The organism is Brevibacillus choshinensis, from assembly GCF_001420695.1.
GTDB classification, from domain to species: domain Bacteria; phylum Bacillota; class Bacilli; order Brevibacillales; family Brevibacillaceae; genus Brevibacillus; species Brevibacillus choshinensis.
Window position 1 is genome coordinate 1,279,929 of record NZ_LJJB01000010.1, and the last position, 18,062, is coordinate 1,297,990.

Sequence of the window (18,062 nt, forward strand, 5' to 3'; positions counted from 1 at the left end):
AGTTTTTCATATGACCAAAGGAAAACCACGTATTTTATTAATCAACAATATGGAGACCGTATCCCATCTCTTTGTAAATAGCCTAAAGCTGTTTTTTGGTAACCGGATCGAGATAGATGCCCATTTTGGGTTATGCGCGATCGAAAAGGAGCGATTTGAAGAAGCTGACCTCATTCTGCTCTCGGACATCAAGCTTTTGACGGACCAGCCCGAACCCCCAGAGCATATCCCTGTCCTGGTAGCGAGGCGCACAATTGACTTGAACAACCTGGATCGGCTGATGGACTTGAGACCAGGTACCCGATGTCTATTTGTTTCCAATACGATCGATATGGTCGAAGGTGCGATCGAGCTACTGCGACATCTCGGGTTTTCCCATCTGATTTTCATCCCCTATGTTCCCGGGGCTTGTACTCCCCTGCCTGAAAAGGAGCAGGTAGACTTCGCCGTTTGCCACGGATTGCCGGAGCTTGTTCCTGCGCATTTTGATCAGATTATTGAACTGGGACATCGGCCGCTTGATTTGACGACGATCTTTGACATCGCTCGCTTGCTGGATTTATCCCCGGAAAAGGCAAACCTCTACACAGCCGAGTTCATTAGCGACTTTGTACGCATGGGACGGAAATTGACCGACTCCGTTAATAATGAGCGGCACTTGAACGAAAAGCTCGAATCGATTTTGAATGCGGTTCATGAGGGAATTATCGCCACGGACGCCTTTGGAAATATCACGTTGATGAACGAAGAAGCTGAAAAGATTCTGAAGCTACCTGCCATAGAGAATATTGGGAGACGTGTACAGGACGTCCTACCCGAATTTCAAGTGAATGCCGTATTAGAGTCAAATGGCGAAGCAGCGAACCAACTGACTCCGTTCCGTAATCTCTTTTTGCTCGTCACGCAAATTCCTATGATGTTGGATGGGCAGGTCTTGGGCTTGGTCATCACCTTTCAGGACGTCACCAAGGTACAGCAGATGGAACAGGAGATCCGCAAAAAGAGCACCCAATTAGGGCTCATGACTAAATATTCCTTTGATCACATCATTGGTTCCAGCCCCTCCACACAGGCAAATAAGCAAGTGGCGATCAAGCTAGCCGAAAGTGACTTTACTATCCTCATCACTGGTGAAAATGGAACGGGAAAAGAAGTGTTCGCTCAAGCCATCCACCATCATTCCATTCGTCGGGACGGGCCTTTTGTTCCTGTTAATTTTGCTGGACTGACGGAGAGCTTGGTCGAGAGTGAATTGTTCGGGTACGAGGAAGGCTCTTTTACAGGGGCGCGCAAAGGCGGCAAGATGGGGCTATTTGAACTCGCTCATAACGGGACCATTTTTCTGGACGAGATTGGTGATGCTCCGCTCAGTATTCAAGCCGCTCTGCTTCGTGTTCTTCAAGAGCGTCAAGTGATGAGAGTTGGCGGTCATCGGGTCATCCCGGTCAATGTACGGGTAATTGCTGCTACCAATCGAAACCTCTTTGCTATGATTCAAAATGGCACCTTTCGAGAGGATCTGTACTATCGCCTGAATGTCCTGCCGCTGCAGATTCCGCCCTTGCGAGACAGAGGCCAGGATATCATGGTGTTGATCAACTATTTCCTGCAAAAGAAGAACAAGGTCCTGACGTTTGCTCCGGAAGTTGCGGATCTTCTCCTGCAATATAGCTGGCCCGGCAATATTCGTGAACTGGAGAACTTCATTCATTATGCAGTCGTTATTGCTGGGGGCAATCGAGTGGAGCTGTGCCACTTACCGGAACAGATACTCCGAGCTTCTACTTCCCCACTCCACTCAACGGAGCAAGAAGATATAGAGGATGCGATCGATTTCTTGTCGCGCCATGGCTCTGTGCACGAATACGAATCGATTTTGCAAATCCTCGCTTCCTGTACCAAACGTCAGGAACGGATCGGACGCCAGTCGTTAAATGCCATGCTCCCTGTTCCCATGACGGACGCCCAAATACGCCAAAAGCTACACTATCTCAGTCGCACGGGATGTGTAGAGGTAGGGATTAAAAAGCAAGGAACTCGACTCACCGCATTTGGATTCATGGTGGTGGAGAAGCTGAAGGCTAGAGGGTAAGGCAGCCGGTGCCTCAGACCACCCACATATTAGAAAACTTGGCTACGCCAAGCTTTTTGGCGGAGCCTTAGCTGCACTTATACTGGATAGGAAAATATAAATTCCTATCTGTACGAAAAGCGGACAGGCATTTGCCCATCCGCTTTTTTCTTTTTCTATGCTCGTTGCACCGGAGAACCGATGTCGATCAACGATTCAATCATGACCTTTTGGCTGTTTTTATCCACCCACGCATGGGTATCCACCAGCTTTTTGCGGTACCATTCGATCTGTGACTCGACTTGATTGCGGGCAGTGCCACCCAATACGTTACGGGCATTGACTACTGTCTCGACGGCGAGTGCTTCGTATACATCCTCACCGATCACGTCGGAAAAGCTCTGGAATTCATCCAACGTCAGATCGAGCAAGTATTTTTGTTGCTCGATGCAGTACAGGACAGTTCTGCCAACGACTTCGTGAGCTTGACGGAAAGGCATATCCTTGCGAACGAGGTAATCAGCCAGGTCAGTCGCATTGGAGAAGTCATTGGTCACAGCCTGACGCATGCGCTCGGTTTTGACTTGCATGGTCTGGATCATCGGTGTCAGAAGAGCAAGAGCACCATGAATGGTCGATACGGTATCAAACATACCTTCCTTGTCTTCCTGCATGTCTTTGTTGTACGCCATCGGTAAACCTTTGAGTACCGTCAACAGACCAAAGAGATTGCCGTAGACGCGACCTGTTTTTCCGCGTACCAGCTCGGCGACATCCGGGTTTTTCTTTTGCGGCATGATGCTCGATCCTGTGCAGAACGCATCGTCCAGCTCCACAAAAGAAAACTCCTGGCTGCTCCAGATGACGAGCTCTTCGCACAAACGAGAGAGGTGAGTCATCAGGAGGGACGCATCCGCCAAAAACTCGACGATGAAGTCGCGGTCGCTTACAGCGTCCATGCTGTTTTGATAGACGCCGTCAAATTGCAGCAATTCCGCTACAAATACACGATCGATCGGGAACGTAGTCCCTGCCAGTGCACCAGCGCCAAGCGGCAGTACATTCACCCGGTTCCAGGTCTCTGTCATGCGCTCGATATCCCGTTGCAGCATGGATACATACGCCATCAGGTGGTAGCCGAAAAGGACCGGCTGTGCACGTTGAAGATGGGTGTACCCTGGCATGACGGTATCCAGATGCTGATTTGCCTGCTCGATCATCGCTTCCTGCAGATACATCGCCAGCTGTATGATTTCCATCAGCTTTTCTCTGAGGAACAGGTGCATATCCGTTGCGACCTGGTCGTTACGGCTGCGGCCCGTGTGGAGCTTGCCCCCCACCGGACCGATTTCTTCGATCAGCATCTTTTCGATATTCATATGAACATCTTCGTGAGCCACGAGGAATTCTACCTGCCCACGTTCGATCTTCTCTTTTACCTTTTTCAAGCCAGCAATGATCTGTCTTACTTCCTCCATCGGCAGGATACCGCACTTACCCAGCATGGCTACATGAGCTAGGCTACCGACGATGTCCTGGCGCCACATCTTCTGGTCGAAAGAGATAGAAGCAGTATACTCTTCTACGAGCTGATTCGTCGGCTTCGTGAAGCGTCCTCCCCAGAGTTTCATTGCTTGATCGCATCCTTTTCGTCCAAAATCTTGATGTCTGTGTTCATGTTCTCATGCAAGACACCTTCGTTGACTTGCGCGTATACCTTTGTTGGCAGACCCCACAGCTTGATAAAGCCGAGTGCTGCTTTGTGATCGAATTGGTCACCTGCATTGTAGGTTGCCAGTTCATGGCTGTATAGCGAGGAAGCGGATTTGCGGCCCACTACGATCGCATGACCTTTGTGCAGTTTCACACGAACGATACCCGTTACGTGTTTTTGTGTTTCTTCGATGAACGCTTGAACGGCATTTCGGATCGGCGAGAACCAGAGCCCTTCGTAGATCACTTGTGCCAATTTTTGTTCCACGATTGGTTTGAACGCGGCTACTTCACGAGGCTGCGTCAAGAATTCCAGCTCGCGGTGAGCCAGGATCAAGGTAGTCGCAGCAGGAGTCTCGTATACTTCACGGGATTTGATACCAACCAGGCGGTTTTCTACGTGGTCGATACGGCCTACTCCGTGGTTACCTGCGATTTTGTTCAATTTCAGGATCAGCTCAGCCAGAGAAAGCTCTTCGCCGTTCAGTGCTGTCGGCTTACCTTGTACGAAAGTGATTTCGATCTCTTCCGCTTGATCAGGCGCGTCTGTGATGGATTTCGTCAGATCGTATGCACCCTCTGGTGGAGCTGCCCATGGATCTTCCAGGACGCCGCACTCGCAGCTTCTGCCCCACAGGTTTTGGTCGATGCTGTATGGATTGTCCAGATTGATCGGAATTGGAATATCGTTCTTTTTCGCATACTCGATCTCTTCGTCACGAGTCCAACCCCACTCACGTACAGGAGCCACAATTTTGATGTCCGGGTTCAAAGCTGTGAAGGACACGTCGAAGCGAACTTGGTCGTTTCCTTTTCCTGTGCAACCGTGAGCAACAGCAACTGCGCCTTCTTTTTCCGCGATCTCTACCAGTACGCGAGAGATCAGGTAACGAGACAGTGCTGATACCAGAGGATATTTACCTTCATACATCGCGTTTGCTTTCAATGCAGGCAGTACGAATTCTTCGGCAAATGCTTCTTTCGCATCTACCACGATCGATTTCAATGCACCCACTTGCAGCGCTTTTTTCTGAACGAAGTCCAGGTCTTTCCCTTCTCCTACATCCAATGCTACTGCAATTACGTCGTAGTTGTATGTTTCTTGGAGCCATTTAATTGCTACGGATGTATCTAAGCCGCCCGAGTAGGCCAACACAATTTTATCTTTTGCCATCGTTCTCTCTCCCTGTTCCGAAGATTTATTTATGTGAGTAATTATACAAACGAACTAATAAAAATACAACTACTTTTCTTCTTTCCCCTCTACTTTTTCCCCGTGCAAATTAAGGAAAGGAGATAAACAGAAAAGCCGGATTAGAAAGATAACTCATCCGGCCGCTCCATCCTCGCTTATTCAATGCTTTGCATACGATACTTGCGGCACGAACTCTGCGCCTTTGTGCTTACGAATCCAATCCAGCTCGGCTAACGCCAAACGCTCAAAATTCTCAGCGATATGGATGTCGCCTTCCTCTCTCCAGGAAGCGATGATCGGATACATCCGGCTGAAGAAGCCATTGATATACCACATATCAAACAACAGATCCGGATGAATAAGACCGTTTTTATGCAAGACACCTACCATTTCAAAAAATCCGTACAGCGTCGTAAATTGAGTGAATCCTTCGCTACCACGAGGAAATCTCTCCCAAAAATTGCCTGGTGCCATCGCTTCCTTTTGTCCCAATACGGCCGTGAACCAAGCTTTTGCTTCCCTCAGTCTCTCCGATTCATATTGATCATATAGTTTGAGGATCATGTCAGCATCTTGATAGGTTGGAATCATGGATCGTTCACCCCTCAGAAAAATACCATTCCCTTCCAGTATGTCTCGTTGAATCTCGAGATGCAAGCAAACATCATCAGATAGGACGCAAAACAAAAAACAGGTACAGGGGCACCGTTAGTGGATCGCCTCCTGTAACTGTTTTTGGCTTTGAGTCTCTTGCTGAATTATACTTTCCAATTCTTCTCGAGGCATTCGCTGGATGATTTCGATGAAGTGACCTGCCAATTCCTCATCAAACTGCGTACCCGATCCACGTCTGATTTCATTGAGAGCTTCCTCGACAGGCAGCCCTTTTCGATAAGGACGATCCGCTACCATCGCATCAAATGCGTCGGAAATCGCCAGTATCTTGGCCATCAACGGAATCTCATCGCCTACCAGTCCATCCGGATACCCTTTCCCATCAATCCGCTCGTGGTGGGAGCGAATCGCTGGTAACAATTCATTAAACATGCCAGCCTGCAAAATAATCTCGTATCCAATCACCGTGTGTTGCTTGATTTTGTCGTATTCTTCCGGTGTTAATCTTCCCTTTTTATTCAAAATCTCATCTTCTATACCGATTTTGCCGATGTCGTGCAGGATGCCGCCTACGTATATTTCTTCAACTTTCTCTGATGACAAGCCAATATCTTTTGCAATTTCTCTACCCCAATGCGCCACCCTCTGGGAATGGCCGCTCGTGTAACGATCACGCGCGTCAATGGAAGCGGCCATAGTGGTCAGGAATCGGTGGTTAAAGGATTTCACTTCTTCTACTTTTTGATGAAGTTTGTTGAGGCTATCGTAGTATTGATGGAAGACAAAACTCATTGTAGTAAAGGCAGCCATCATGGGAATTACTGTATAAATTCCATAGAGCTCCACAAGACGAGATCCAATTCCCGCCATTACCATTAATAACAAGTAAGTCAGAGTCGTTCCTTTTGCCATGTTTTTTACGGTTGAAAACCAACCGGTCTGGAAAAAATAGGATATTCCTAAGGCACAGAGCACAATATTAATAAACCAGTAAGCACCAGCGATAATCAGATCACTAATCATAGGAGATATTGATAAGTAATCCAACGCATTCTTCAAATAATCTACAGCCCATATTGTTATGACTAATTGACCTATATTTGCAAATGCCTTTACCGGATTAAAACGCATTAGAAATGCAAGCGTCAAAGTTTCAACAACTGCAGACCAAACCCCTACCCATGCTCCAAAAAGTAATATCCCTGAAAAAATGACAGCATTATTTAATGTAAGAATGGTATTAAGGGTCCGAATGGGAGCGAACGTAGAAAAAATAGTTAGTAAAGTATAAGCAAACAGAATTCCCCAGTGCTCACGCGGTTCCCATTCTGGCACTAATGAAGCAAAGATCAGGATTGCTGCAATAGGAAATCCAATTGGTACTATTAATGCTTTTATTTTGGACCGGGTCTCAACTTTTAGTCGCATAGCTTTTTCCTTCTCGGAGTTGTAATAGCGAGATTGGTTTATTCATAAAACGCTGCACCAACAAGAATGCACCTAACATAATAAAAATGTCTCCGATACTAATTACTCTCGGGATAATAGAAGGCATATAGATAACATCTGTTAGAAAAGGCAGATTAGTGCTTTCAGTTAATACACTGTGCTTAAAGTTTGTCCCATTAATGACAGGAGTTAAGTCATAGGGAAGTTTCTTAGCTTGTTCTATATCTATTGGCATCTTACCTTGGTTTGACCAAATAGCAATCGCATTTAAGAACCATCCTACCATGAAAATGCGTATATCTTCATAGTGACGATTAAATATTAGGAACAGCAAAATAAATAAGTATGCAATTGAAATAAGTACCCCACCAGCTGGAGGGTAAATTGCGGAGCAAATCTGTAACCCGATACTCACAAAAAGAAACGCAAGATTTCTGAATTTAGGAAATTCTCTAATTCTACCGCCTCTTATTAGCGCGACAATAAACGACAAACAAATTACATCCAGTAGCATATAGCAATCCTCCATATATTGAAGAAAAAACACCACTCTTAATACAAGCGGTGTTTTATTTCATCCAATATTACCCAATGTTGTAATTTGCGGAAGTAGCCGCTACGATAGCAACCACCATCAAGATTGCTGCGAACCATTTTTTCATATCTATTTCCCCCCTTCGAGCATTGTGGAGAAAGCTGGATTCGCTACTGGTCTAACCCAGGGGCCAAGCGACCATTTACAGCCCCTGCGCATCTTTCCTTTTCTAGTGGAAAAGGGCGGATTCGCTACTGGCTCCATACGGACCAAGCGACCAAATACAGTCCGTACTTCTTTGCGACTTTCTTACCTATATTTTACACATAAGTGACAAAATTCGGCAATCATATATTCATAGTCTATTAGATTTAATTCCTAAATAGTTCCAAAGAACTAGCACCATCTTCACACCAGAGCTGCCAAAATCGCTTTCTGAGCATGGAGACGATTTTCTGCCTGATCAAAAATAAAGGAACGCTCTCCATCAATCACTCCTGCGGTCACTTCTTCCCCGCGATGAGCTGGCAAGCAGTGCAGGAAAAGGTAGTTTGGATCCGCGTGAGCTACCAGATTTTCGTTCACCTGATAGTTTTCGAATGCCTTCATTCTCACTTCGTTCTCTGCCTCAAAGCCCATGCTGGTCCATACGTCTGTGTATACCGCATCAGCACCTGTTACTGCTTCGGCCGGATCGAGGGTCACCATCATTTTGCCGCCGCTCTGTTGTGCATATTCGTTTGCTTTTTGTACGATCTCACTGTCCATTTCATAGCCAGCGGGAGTAGCCACACGTACGTCCATGCCCAGCAGGACAGCTGCCAGTACTAGTGAATTGGCCACGTTGTTTCCGTCGCCGACGTAAGCCAGCTTGATTCCTTGTAGCTTTCCTTTATGCTCCCAGATCGTGAGCATGTCAGCCAATGCTTGGCAAGGGTGATATAGATCTGTCAGTCCATTGATGATCGGGATGGATGCATGCTCTGCCAACTCTTCTACATAAGAGTGAGAGAATGTACGGATCATGATCGCATCGACATAACGGGAGAGCACTTTTGCAGTATCGCTGATCGGCTCACCGCGTCCCAGCTGCAGTTCTTTCCCGCTGAGGAACATGCCCATGCCCCCCAGCTGATACATACCTACTTCAAAAGACACACGCGTACGTGTCGAAGCCTTGTCGAAAATCATGCCGAGCGTCTTGCCTTGCAACGGCTGGAACGGCTGTCCCAGCTTTTGCAATTGTTTGATGTGAGCAGCCAGATGAAGCAGCTCCATCAATTCTTCACCGTTAAACTCGTCGATTCTGAGCAAATCTTTTCCTTTATGCTTGCTGAGCGGCAAGTTTGGTAAGTGTTCCAATATCTTCACTGGCTGCATGCGAGCCACCTCTTTTCTCCAGAATAGATTTCACGTACAAGTCAAATGTTTCGACAGCGGAAAACAGCGGTACACCGTGTTGCACCAGACGACCACGGATCGCAAAGCCTGTGCGGCCTTGACGGTTTCCGATTGTCGCTGTTATCAACGCAAAGGCTGCTTTTTCTTTTTGCAGCAGTTCGACTAGCTCCGGTTCGCTTTCGATCACATGGCTGACAGCTACCCCATTTGATTGCAGCCAGTCTGCTGTACCTGATGTTGCCACCAGAGCTGCACCCTCGGTTTGAAGCTGCGCCAAGGTCTTGCTGACCGCTTCCTGTTTGTCGCTGTCTTTCAGTGACACGATGACTGAATGGCCTGCTTGCCAGTCACCGTAAAAGTTATCTTTAAACGCGAAAGCTTTTCCTGCCGCCTCAGCAAATGAGCGTCCCAAGCCGAGCACTTCGCCAGTAGATTTCATTTCTGGTCCCAATACAGGATCGACACCATTGAGCTTTACAGTCGAGAATACCGGAGCTTTCACGACCGCAAACGGGATTTCTGGCAGTAATCCTGTTCCATACCCCATACCCGCCAGCTTTTCGCCCAGCTGTGCTTGAACTGCTAGCTGAACCATCGGGATGCCAGTTACTTTGCTCGTAATCGGAACGGTACGGGATGCGCGAGGATTCACTTCCAGCACGTATACGGTGCTGCCATCGATCACAAATTGAATATTGATAAGGCCGACTGCTCCCATTTCTTTCGCGATCGCTTCCGTATAGCTAGCGATTTTTTGTTTGATTTCGTCAGAAAGACCTGGTGCTGGGAACAGAGCCACGCTATCGCCAGAGTGAATACCCGCTTTTTCGACATGCTGAAAGATTCCTGGAATAATGACGTTTTCTCCGTCGCAGACCGCATCCACTTCTGCTTCACTGCCTGGAACGTATTTATCCACGAGCAACGGGAAGAACGTTTTGCTGTCCGGGTGATTCAACCAGCCGTTGATCGTCGCCTCGAGCTCCTCGAGATCGTGTACAACGACCATCCCTTGACCACCGATGACGTACGATGGCCGCATCAAAACGGGGAAACCGATTTCCTCCGCGATGGCCGTAGCATCCTCTAGTGAGGAAACACCTCTCCCCGGAATATGCGGAATGTTCAGCTTGCGCAGCATTTCGTAGAACAGCTCGCGGTCTTCTGCACGCTCGATTGCGGTCAAAGACGTTCCCATTACTTTCAGGCCCGCGTTTTCCAGCTTGGCAGCGAGGTTGATGGCTGTTTGACCACCGAATTGCACCATCACACCTTCTACCTGCTCTCGCTCAGCGATGTGCAGCACGTCTTCTACATGCAGGGGTTCAAAATACAGATGGTCTGCTGTTTCATAGTCCGTACTCACTGTTTCCGGATTGTTGTTTACGACAACTGCGGCGATCCCATTCTTTTGCAGTGATTTGGCGGCATGAACGGAGCAGTAGTCAAATTCAATCCCTTGTCCGATACGGATCGGGCCGGAGCCGAGTACCATCACTTTGCGACCAGCCAAGGTAGCCACTTCATCGACGCCTTGCCAGTCGGAATAGTAGTAAGGTGTTTGCGCGTCAAACTCTGCCGCGCATGTATCTACGATTTTGTAGGTTGGCGTAATCCCTGCCTGTTTGCGCAATCCTTTGATATCTGTTGATGTGCGACCTGCCAACGAAGCGATTGTCTCATCTGCGAAGCCGCGACGTTTTGCTTCCATGAGCAAATCCATTGGAAGCTCGTTGCCTTCGCAGCAAGCCAATTCTACTTCCAGATCAATGATTTTGCGGAGACTGCGCAGGAAGAACGGATCAACACCCGTCAGGCTGTGCAGCTCTTGCTCCGTGAAGCCTTTGCGGATCGCCTCGGCAAATACAAACAAGCGAATGTCTGTAGCTTCTTGCAAAGAAAGGGAAAGCTCCTCACGGGACCAAGTAGCAAGCTCAGGACGGGATAAATGTGTGCACCCTTGCTCAAGAGAACGCACCGCCTTCAAAAGTCCCGCTTCCAAGTTGCGAGCGATGGACATCACTTCGCCAGTCGCTTTCATTTGCGTGCCCAGCTTGCGATCAGCCAGCGGGAACTTGTCAAACGGGAAGCGCGGAATTTTCACGACGATGTAGTCCAATGCCGGTTCAAAGCTCGCATACGTATACCCCGTAATCGGGTTCAACACCTCATCCAAGCCGTAGCCAAGAGCCAGTTTGGCTGCGATACGAGCAATCGGATAACCAGTCGCTTTGGACGCGAGCGCGCTGGAACGGCTCACACGCGGGTTTACCTCAATCAGCACATAACGATCAGAATGCGGGTCAAGTGCAAACTGAATGTTGCAGCCGCCAACAACGCCCAAGGAACGGATCACTTTGGTCGAAACGCTGCGCAGCATTTGATACTGGCGGTCCGTCAACGTCTGGGAAGGAGCTACGACAATACTGTCTCCCGTATGAATTCCGACCGGGTCCAGGTTTTCCATATTACAAACGATAATGCAGGTATCATTGGCATCCCGCATGACTTCGTACTCGATTTCTTTCCAGCCTTTTACGCTACGTTCGATCAATACCTGGCCGATTGGGCTGGCAGCGATACCACCTGCTGCCACTTTACGCAGAGTCACTTCATCCTCCGCGATTCCACCGCCTGCACCACCCAACGTGTAGGCAGGACGTACGATGACGGGATAGCCGATCGAATTAGCGAAAGCAATTGCTGCTTCCACGGATTCCACCGTGTCACTTTCAGGGACAGGTTCTCCAATTTGTTGCATCAATTGTTTGAACAGCTCACGGTCTTCCCCGTTTTGAATAGCAGCGAGTGGTGTACCCAACAGTTCTACGTTGTACTTTTCGAGAACACCTGCTTCTGACAAGGAAACAGCCAGATTCAGACCGGTTTGACCGCCCAGAGTGGGCAAGAGGCCGTCTGGACGCTCCTTCGCGATAATCGCTGTCACGGATTCCACTGTCAGCGGCTCCAAATAGACTTTGTCGGCTACTTGCTCATCTGTCATGATCGTAGCCGGATTATTATTCACCAAGACGACTTGCACGCCTGCTTCCTTCAGAGAGAGGCATGCTTGTGCGCCCGCATAGTCAAATTCTGCGGCCTGACCGATAACGATCGGGCCTGAACCGATAACCAATACTTTTTGGATGTGGGACAATTTAGGCATAATTCTTCGCTCCTACTACGCGCATCGACTGCAAGAATTGGTGGAAAATGTGAGATGTATCGCTAGGTCCGGGATGTGCCTCCGGATGGAATTGCACACTGAAAACGGGCAGGCTGAGATGACGGAGTCCTTCGACCGAGCCATCGTTGACATTGCGATAGGACACAGCCAGGTATCGCTTATCCAGCGCCTCTTCTTTGACTACATACCCGTGATTCTGTGAAGTCAGGTACACTTTACCGGTTGTCAGCTCTTTGACCGGATGGTTGCTGCCGCGGTGGCCATAAGCGAGCTTTTCGGTCTTGCCACCGTACATGAGGGCCAGCACTTGATGTCCCAGGCAAATACCCAAAGTCGGGTACTGCTCTACCGCTTTGCGCCATTCACTGCAATAAGCAAGCAAGTGCTCCGGGTCACCAGGGCCATTGGAGAACATCAGGCCGTCTGGCTGCAGTGCCTTGATTTGAGCAAACGTCGTGTCAAACGGAACCACGGTCACGCGGCATCCCATCTCGAGCAACGAATCCAGGATCGATTGCTTCATGCCCAGGTCGACCAGTACGACATGCTCTCCTGTTCCTGGATAACGCTCGATCTGTTGGCAGGATACGTTGGCCACCAGCGATTTTTTGGCGTGCTTGTAACGCATAGCCACGACTTCCTCTACCTCGAGTGGACGGTCGGACATCACTCCGAACACAGGACCATTTTGACGAACTCGCTTGGTAATCGTCCGCGTGTCGATGCCAGCCAGGATCGGAAAGCCGAAGTCCTCTGCTGCTTCCGCCAATGTTTTGGTTGATTCGTAGTGGCTCGGTTCCAAGTTCAGTTCGCTAACTACCATCCCAGTCAATGCTGGTTGTGCTGCTTCATAATCTCTTTCGTTGATCCCGTAATTCCCGATCAATGGATATGTGAACGTAACGATCTGCCCTGCAAAGGAGGGATCTGTCATCACTTCTTGATAACCTGTCATTCCTGTATGAAAAACCACTTCGCCAAAGCCGGTAATCGGAGCACCATACAAGGTTCCTGTGAACACTTCCCCGCTCTCCAGCGTGAGATAACCTACACCTATTTCTTTTTTCTCTCTACTCATCTATGAAAGCCACTCCTCTCCAAAGGGCACACTTAACGAGAATTTATGCAACTCTTTGTATTAATATACATTCGTAATTATAAAAATGCAACGAGTTTTTTGTCCTTTCCCACTCGTTGCATTTTTCCAATGCACACAATATTTGCTTCTTACGACTGCGACAAGCCTTCGCCGAGAGCAGCTACTGCCTGCTTCACTTCCGCTTCTGTGGTGATGAAGGAAGGGAGTAGACGGACGACGTTTGGTCCTGCTGTCAGCAAGATGACGCCCTTCTGTTCACGAGCATACGTGACGGCAGTTGCTGCTGGAATCGACAGTTCTACACCTAACAGCAAGCCTTTTCCGCGGACGGTTACCACTTTGTCAGGATGGGCCGATTTGAGCTGCTCCAGCTCTTGAATAATCATCGTGTGAATCTTCGCCACTTGACCTAGAATATTTTCTTCTACCATCGTATCGAGAGTTGCAATACCCGCAGTTGTCGCTAATGGATTCCCGCCAAATGTGGTTCCATGTGTTCCTGGCGCGAAGGCTTCCGCTACTTCCTTGGTTGCTACGACCGCGCCGATCGGGAAGCCGCTTCCCAAGCCTTTTGCAAGCGAGATCGCATCTGGTTTCACTCCATACTGTTGGAAAGCAAACCATGTGCCCGTACGACCGATTCCCGTCTGAATCTCATCGACCAGCAGGAGCAGGCCGTGCGTATCGCACAATTCACGCAGTGCTTTCACCCACGCGTCTTCAGCTGGATGCACGCCACCCTCGCCCTGAATCAATTCCAGCATGATCGCACATGTCTTATCCGTGATCGCTGCCTTTACCGCTTCCAAATCGTTATATGGCACGGTCACAAATCCTTGTGGGAGTGGACCAAACCCATCTTTCACCTTTTCTTGTCCAGTAGCAGTCAGCGTCGCCAGTGTCCGGCCGTGGAAGGATTGTTCAAAGGTAATGATTTCAAAGCGATCCGTTCCTTTTACTTTTTGTGCGTAGCGGCGAGCGATTTTGATCAGCCCTTCGTTCGCCTCTGCCCCACTGTTGCAAAAGAATGCTTGATCCAGTCCAGACAAGCGGCTCAGCTTTTCAGCCAGGATTCCTTGCTGGGGAACATGCACCAGATTGGAGCAATGCCACAGCGTATCTAGTTGCTCATGCAGCTTAGCAGTTACCTTTGAAGGGACATGCCCCAACGATGTCACCGCGATACCAGAAGTAAAGTCGAGATACTGCTTGCCTTGGTCGTCCCAGACCTGATTTCCTTGACCTTTTACTAGACTGATTGGCCATCTTGCATAGTTATTCATGAGATGCACAGGAGCTGTAACTGTACTCATGAAAATCCCCTCCTTATTGTGATTGTTTTACATTCGTCCGAACAGTTGTGCCTACTGCCTCACCTGCACTTACAGCCAAGAGGTCCTCGGCAGTACCGCGACAAATCACGACCTGATTGACTCCTTGACCCAGCGAGTCCAAAGCCGCCTGAACCTTCGGAATCATTCCACCAGTAATGATGCCTTCCTCAATCATTTGCCCGATTTCCTCTGCACTTGTCTCCTGTACGAGAGCCTTGCTTCCATCTGGCTGTGGCCGTAGAATGCCAGGAACATCTGTCACCATCACCAGCTTTTGAGCCGACAGAGCTGCCGCGATCGCACCAGCTGCAACATCTGCATTGACGTTAAACGCATCTGATCCATCCGCACTCACAGATAGTGGAGCGATGACCGGAACGTAGCCTTGGCCCAAGATCGCCAGCGGAATGGTCGTATCAGCCTGCTTCACTTCGCCTACCCAGCCCAACGGTTTGGTCGTCTTTTCAGCGATCAAGGTCTGGCCGTCAATGCCACTGACTCCCCACGCCTTTGCTCCTGCCTGTGTCAGTCGTCGCACTAATGCCTTGTTAATGTTCCCGCACAGTACCATCTCCACCACACGTAGCGTATCTTCGCAGGTCACTCGTAATCCATCTACAAACTGAGGTGTGATCTGCACCCGATCCAGCATTCCGTTAATTGCTGGTCCCCCGCCATGAACGATGACGATCTGCTTGCCATCTGCTTGCAGCGTGGCGATGGCTTGAAAAAAAGTGTCCGGCAGCTGATCCATCGTGCTGCCGCCACATTTGATGACTACAATCCCTTGCATCCGCTCTCCTCCTCTTTACGGGAACACCGGCACGAGTGGCAATCCGGCTTTCTCTGGCAACTGGAACATGACATTCATATTTTGAATCGCTTGACCCGCAGCTCCCTTTACCATGTTATCGATAACGGACAACAGAATGACTCTTCCTGTACGTTCATCGACATGTACCGCGATATCGCAGTAGTTGGAGCCGAGTACTTCTTTTGTATGAGGATGACTCCCAGCTGGACGTACTCTTACAAAAGGCTTATCCGCGTAGGTCGCTTCCAACATCTCCTGAATTTGCTGCTGAGACACATCGGCTTCCAGTTGTCCGTATGCCGTCACCAGTATCCCCCGCGTCATCGGAACGAGGTGAGGGGTAAATTGTACGAATGACTCCACCCCGGATTGCTTCGCCAACTCTTGCTCGATTTCCGGAGTATGCTGATGCTTGGATACTTTGTATGCATGAATACTTTCATTGATCTCACTATAATGAACACCCAGAGACATGCCGCGACCCGCCCCAGATACTCCAGACTTGGCGTCGACGATCCAGCTGCCCGGTTTTACCCATCCGCTCCGCATCATTGGGATCAACGCGAGCAATGTTGCTGTCGGATAGCATCCAGGGTTGGCTACGAGTGAGGCTCCCGCTACCTGCTCCTGATTCCACTCGGTCAAACCGTACACCGCTTTTTGTACCCATTCCGCTGGAGCCGGCTCTCGTTTATACCAGCTGCGATAGGCTTCCCCGCTCTCCAAGCGAAAATCTCCGGACAGATCAATGACTTTCGTTCCACCGAGCTCCATTAATTGTGGGGAAAGTCCAGCACTTACACCTGCAGGCGTAGCCAGAAAAACAACGTCATTGTCCGCGCTCATGCTCTTTGCGTCGATAGGTGACAAATTTGGCAGACCCAGACCGGAGACGTGAGGGAATGTCTTTTCTAACGCATCCCCCTCGGCTGAACTTGAATACAAATTGGCGATTTGAACTTGTGGATGACCCACCAGTAGGCGTATCAATTCCGCACCGCCGTAACCGGTAGCTCCAACTATCCCGACCCGAATCATAGATCTCTCCCCTTCTCCAATGAATGTTCTGTATTTTTATACATGAATAATAATAAAAATTCATGGAGAATACAACCCTAAAAACCTGTAAGAAAACCTTTATCGAGAATTGCTCAAGGATGGGCGACCGCGTTTAAGCGGAAGGCTTTTACCGAAGAGATGCCAGGAGCGGACGCTAAGGTACTCTGACATGCGCTCCAGAATTCATAAGCGTTGCGCTTATAAATTCTTACACGTTCAAATACGAAAAAGCGCCCGATTATCTCGGACGCTTTCCCTTGCCAAACCCGCTTATTTCTTATCAGCGAGCCATGCTGCAATGTTTTCAGCATCGGCACCTTTTACCAAACCTGGGGGCATGGCGCCTTTACCTTTATTCAAGACTTCCAAAATCTGATCTTTGTTCAATTGGGCGCCGACCTTTTGCAGATTCGGGCCTACTGCACCTTCCAGCGTTTGACCGTGGCAACCTGCGCACGTGTTCTTAAACAGTGCTTCGGCAGTCGCGGCGTCGTAGCTACCCGACGGAGCAGTCGTGGACGGCGTTCCCGTTGAAGGGTTTTCCGCGGACGGCTGGTTTGCTGGCGGCTGGTTTGCTGGCGGCTGCGTTGTCTTGCCACCACCACAGGCACTTAGCGAGAATACGAGTACAGCCGCAACCACGGAGAGTGATAAACGTTTCATGGGCTGTTTCCTCCTTTACTAGATAATTCTTCGCTAAGTATGCCTCATGTGCGCCAAACTCATTCCTCGGGAAAGCAGGAAGTTAGGACAAAGGAAATTCCAGAGGGCTCCACTCACGCAGTTCCAAAGTTCGCGCTCCTTCGGCCACTACCGGATCAGCTTCTGCCAATTTTCGTGCATCCCCGAGTGACGCTGCTTTGTAAATGACCAGACCGCCTTCCTTATCTGTGAAAGGGCCTGCCATGAACACTTTATCCTGCTTGTACAGCTCATTGAGATACTCCAGGTGAGCAGGTCTTACTTTCGCATTCAGTTCTTGGTCGATGATCGGTAAAAACGCAACATACAGCATGTGGCTCTCCCCTTTGAAGGTACTTTTATTTACAACCCTTTTTCCAAGGTACCATTTTGTTGATCAGCCGGTAAACCTTTTTCCTTGCATATCCGACTGCATTTGGTTTTGGGGTTGTTGTTTATTTTCTATCCTTGCCTGGTTCTACGAATTGCAGCAGTTCCCGATCTGGCCCATAGAAGAAAATCGTTCTTCCGCCATCGAGAGAAGAGTTGGGTTTTTCTGTTTTAAATTCAATCCCTTTTTCTCGATAGTACGCAAGCGCTTCATCGATATTATCTACGGTAAACGCCAAATGATTGACGAGTCCTTGCTCAGAGTAATCCCCCATCGGCGTCAAATCGCGGATCAGCTCGATTTCAAAGCCAGGCTGGTTGTCATGAAATAAAAATGTCATTTCTCGTGTCGGTCCTTGACCTCTGAGTCGTACCTGGTAGCCAAACATTTCTTGGTAAAACGCAATGGATCTGTCCATATCGGTTACAATCATGGCTACATGCTCAGCTTTTCTAATCATATCCTTCTCTCCTCCTCGACGCTTCTCCGTTTGATTCGAATTTTATCATTTGCCCCCC

15 protein-coding genes are annotated in these 18,062 nt (G+C 49.0%); 1 reads left to right on the forward strand and 14 read right to left on the reverse strand.

Features of this window, described 5'->3' with window-relative positions; genetic code table 11:
- Positions 1–10 precede the first annotated feature (10 nt).
- Positions 11–2,092, forward strand: a complete 2,082-nt coding sequence (locus tag AN963_RS16245; protein ID WP_055745580.1) for a sigma-54 interaction domain-containing protein — start codon at positions 11–13, stop codon at positions 2,090–2,092.
- Between the two features lie 155 nt (positions 2,093–2,247).
- On the opposite strand, the gene argH is transcribed toward AN963_RS16245, so the two are convergent.
- The 14 genes from argH to AN963_RS16315 all read right to left on the reverse strand — a co-directional run bounded on the left by argH (position 2,248) and on the right by AN963_RS16315 (position 18,004).
- Positions 2,248–3,702, reverse strand: a complete 1,455-nt coding sequence (gene argH / locus AN963_RS16250) for an argininosuccinate lyase (RefSeq protein WP_055745581.1) — start codon at positions 3,700–3,702, stop codon at positions 2,248–2,250.
- The gene (locus tag AN963_RS16255; protein WP_055745582.1) at positions 3,699–4,958 is read right to left on the reverse strand and encodes an argininosuccinate synthase; all 1,260 of its coding nucleotides are present in this window, start codon (positions 4,956–4,958) and stop codon (positions 3,699–3,701) included. The genes argH and AN963_RS16255 overlap by 4 nt, the downstream gene beginning before the upstream one ends.
- A 180-nt stretch (positions 4,959–5,138) precedes the next feature.
- A complete protein-coding gene (locus tag AN963_RS16260) occupies positions 5,139–5,570 on the reverse strand; it encodes a DUF4760 domain-containing protein (RefSeq protein ID WP_055746340.1) in 432 nt (143 codons plus the stop codon).
- A 117-nt stretch (positions 5,571–5,687) separates the two neighbouring features.
- Positions 5,688–7,022 carry an HD-GYP domain-containing protein gene (locus AN963_RS16265; RefSeq protein ID WP_055745583.1) on the reverse strand — a complete coding sequence of 445 codons (1,335 nt, stop codon included), beginning with the start codon at positions 7,020–7,022 and terminating at the stop codon, positions 5,688–5,690.
- Positions 7,006–7,557 (reverse strand): DUF5317 domain-containing protein, encoded by a 552-nt coding sequence (locus AN963_RS16270; protein ID WP_055745584.1) that lies wholly within the window; start codon positions 7,555–7,557, stop codon positions 7,006–7,008. Before AN963_RS16270 ends, AN963_RS16265 begins: the two co-directional genes overlap by 17 nt.
- A 429-nt stretch (positions 7,558–7,986) precedes the next feature.
- Complete coding sequence (gene argF, locus AN963_RS16275) at positions 7,987–8,958, reverse strand: ornithine carbamoyltransferase (protein ID WP_055745585.1); 972 nt, start codon at positions 8,956–8,958, stop codon at positions 7,987–7,989.
- Complete coding sequence (gene carB / locus AN963_RS16280) at positions 8,903–12,145, reverse strand: carbamoyl-phosphate synthase (glutamine-hydrolyzing) large subunit (RefSeq protein ID WP_055745586.1); 3,243 nt, start codon at positions 12,143–12,145, stop codon at positions 8,903–8,905. Before carB ends, argF begins: the two co-directional genes overlap by 56 nt.
- A complete protein-coding gene (locus AN963_RS16285; RefSeq protein ID WP_055745587.1) occupies positions 12,138–13,244 on the reverse strand; it encodes a carbamoyl phosphate synthase small subunit in 1,107 nt (368 codons plus the stop codon). Before AN963_RS16285 ends, carB begins: the two co-directional genes overlap by 8 nt.
- A gap of 149 nt (positions 13,245–13,393) precedes the next feature.
- The gene (locus AN963_RS16290; protein ID WP_055745588.1) at positions 13,394–14,578 is read right to left on the reverse strand and encodes an aspartate aminotransferase family protein; all 1,185 of its coding nucleotides are present in this window, start codon (positions 14,576–14,578) and stop codon (positions 13,394–13,396) included.
- 13 nt (positions 14,579–14,591) lie between these two features.
- On the reverse strand, positions 14,592–15,392 hold the full coding sequence (gene argB, locus AN963_RS16295) for an acetylglutamate kinase (protein WP_055745589.1): 801 nt from the start codon (positions 15,390–15,392) through the stop codon (positions 14,592–14,594).
- Positions 15,393–15,407: 15 nt separating this feature from the next.
- Positions 15,408–16,451 (reverse strand): N-acetyl-gamma-glutamyl-phosphate reductase, encoded by a 1,044-nt coding sequence (gene argC, locus AN963_RS16300; protein ID WP_055745590.1) that lies wholly within the window; start codon positions 16,449–16,451, stop codon positions 15,408–15,410.
- 291 nt (positions 16,452–16,742) lie between these two features.
- Positions 16,743–17,135, reverse strand: coding sequence for a cytochrome c551 (gene cccB / locus AN963_RS16305; RefSeq protein ID WP_055745591.1), 393 nt, complete (start codon positions 17,133–17,135; stop codon positions 16,743–16,745).
- A gap of 82 nt (positions 17,136–17,217) precedes the next feature.
- Entirely contained in the window at positions 17,218–17,487 is a 270-nt protein-coding gene (locus AN963_RS16310) for a YciI family protein (RefSeq protein ID WP_055745592.1), read from the reverse strand.
- A gap of 121 nt (positions 17,488–17,608) precedes the next feature.
- Positions 17,609–18,004, reverse strand: a complete 396-nt coding sequence (locus AN963_RS16315) for a VOC family protein (protein ID WP_055745593.1) — start codon at positions 18,002–18,004, stop codon at positions 17,609–17,611.
- Positions 18,005–18,062: the final 58 nt, after the last annotated feature.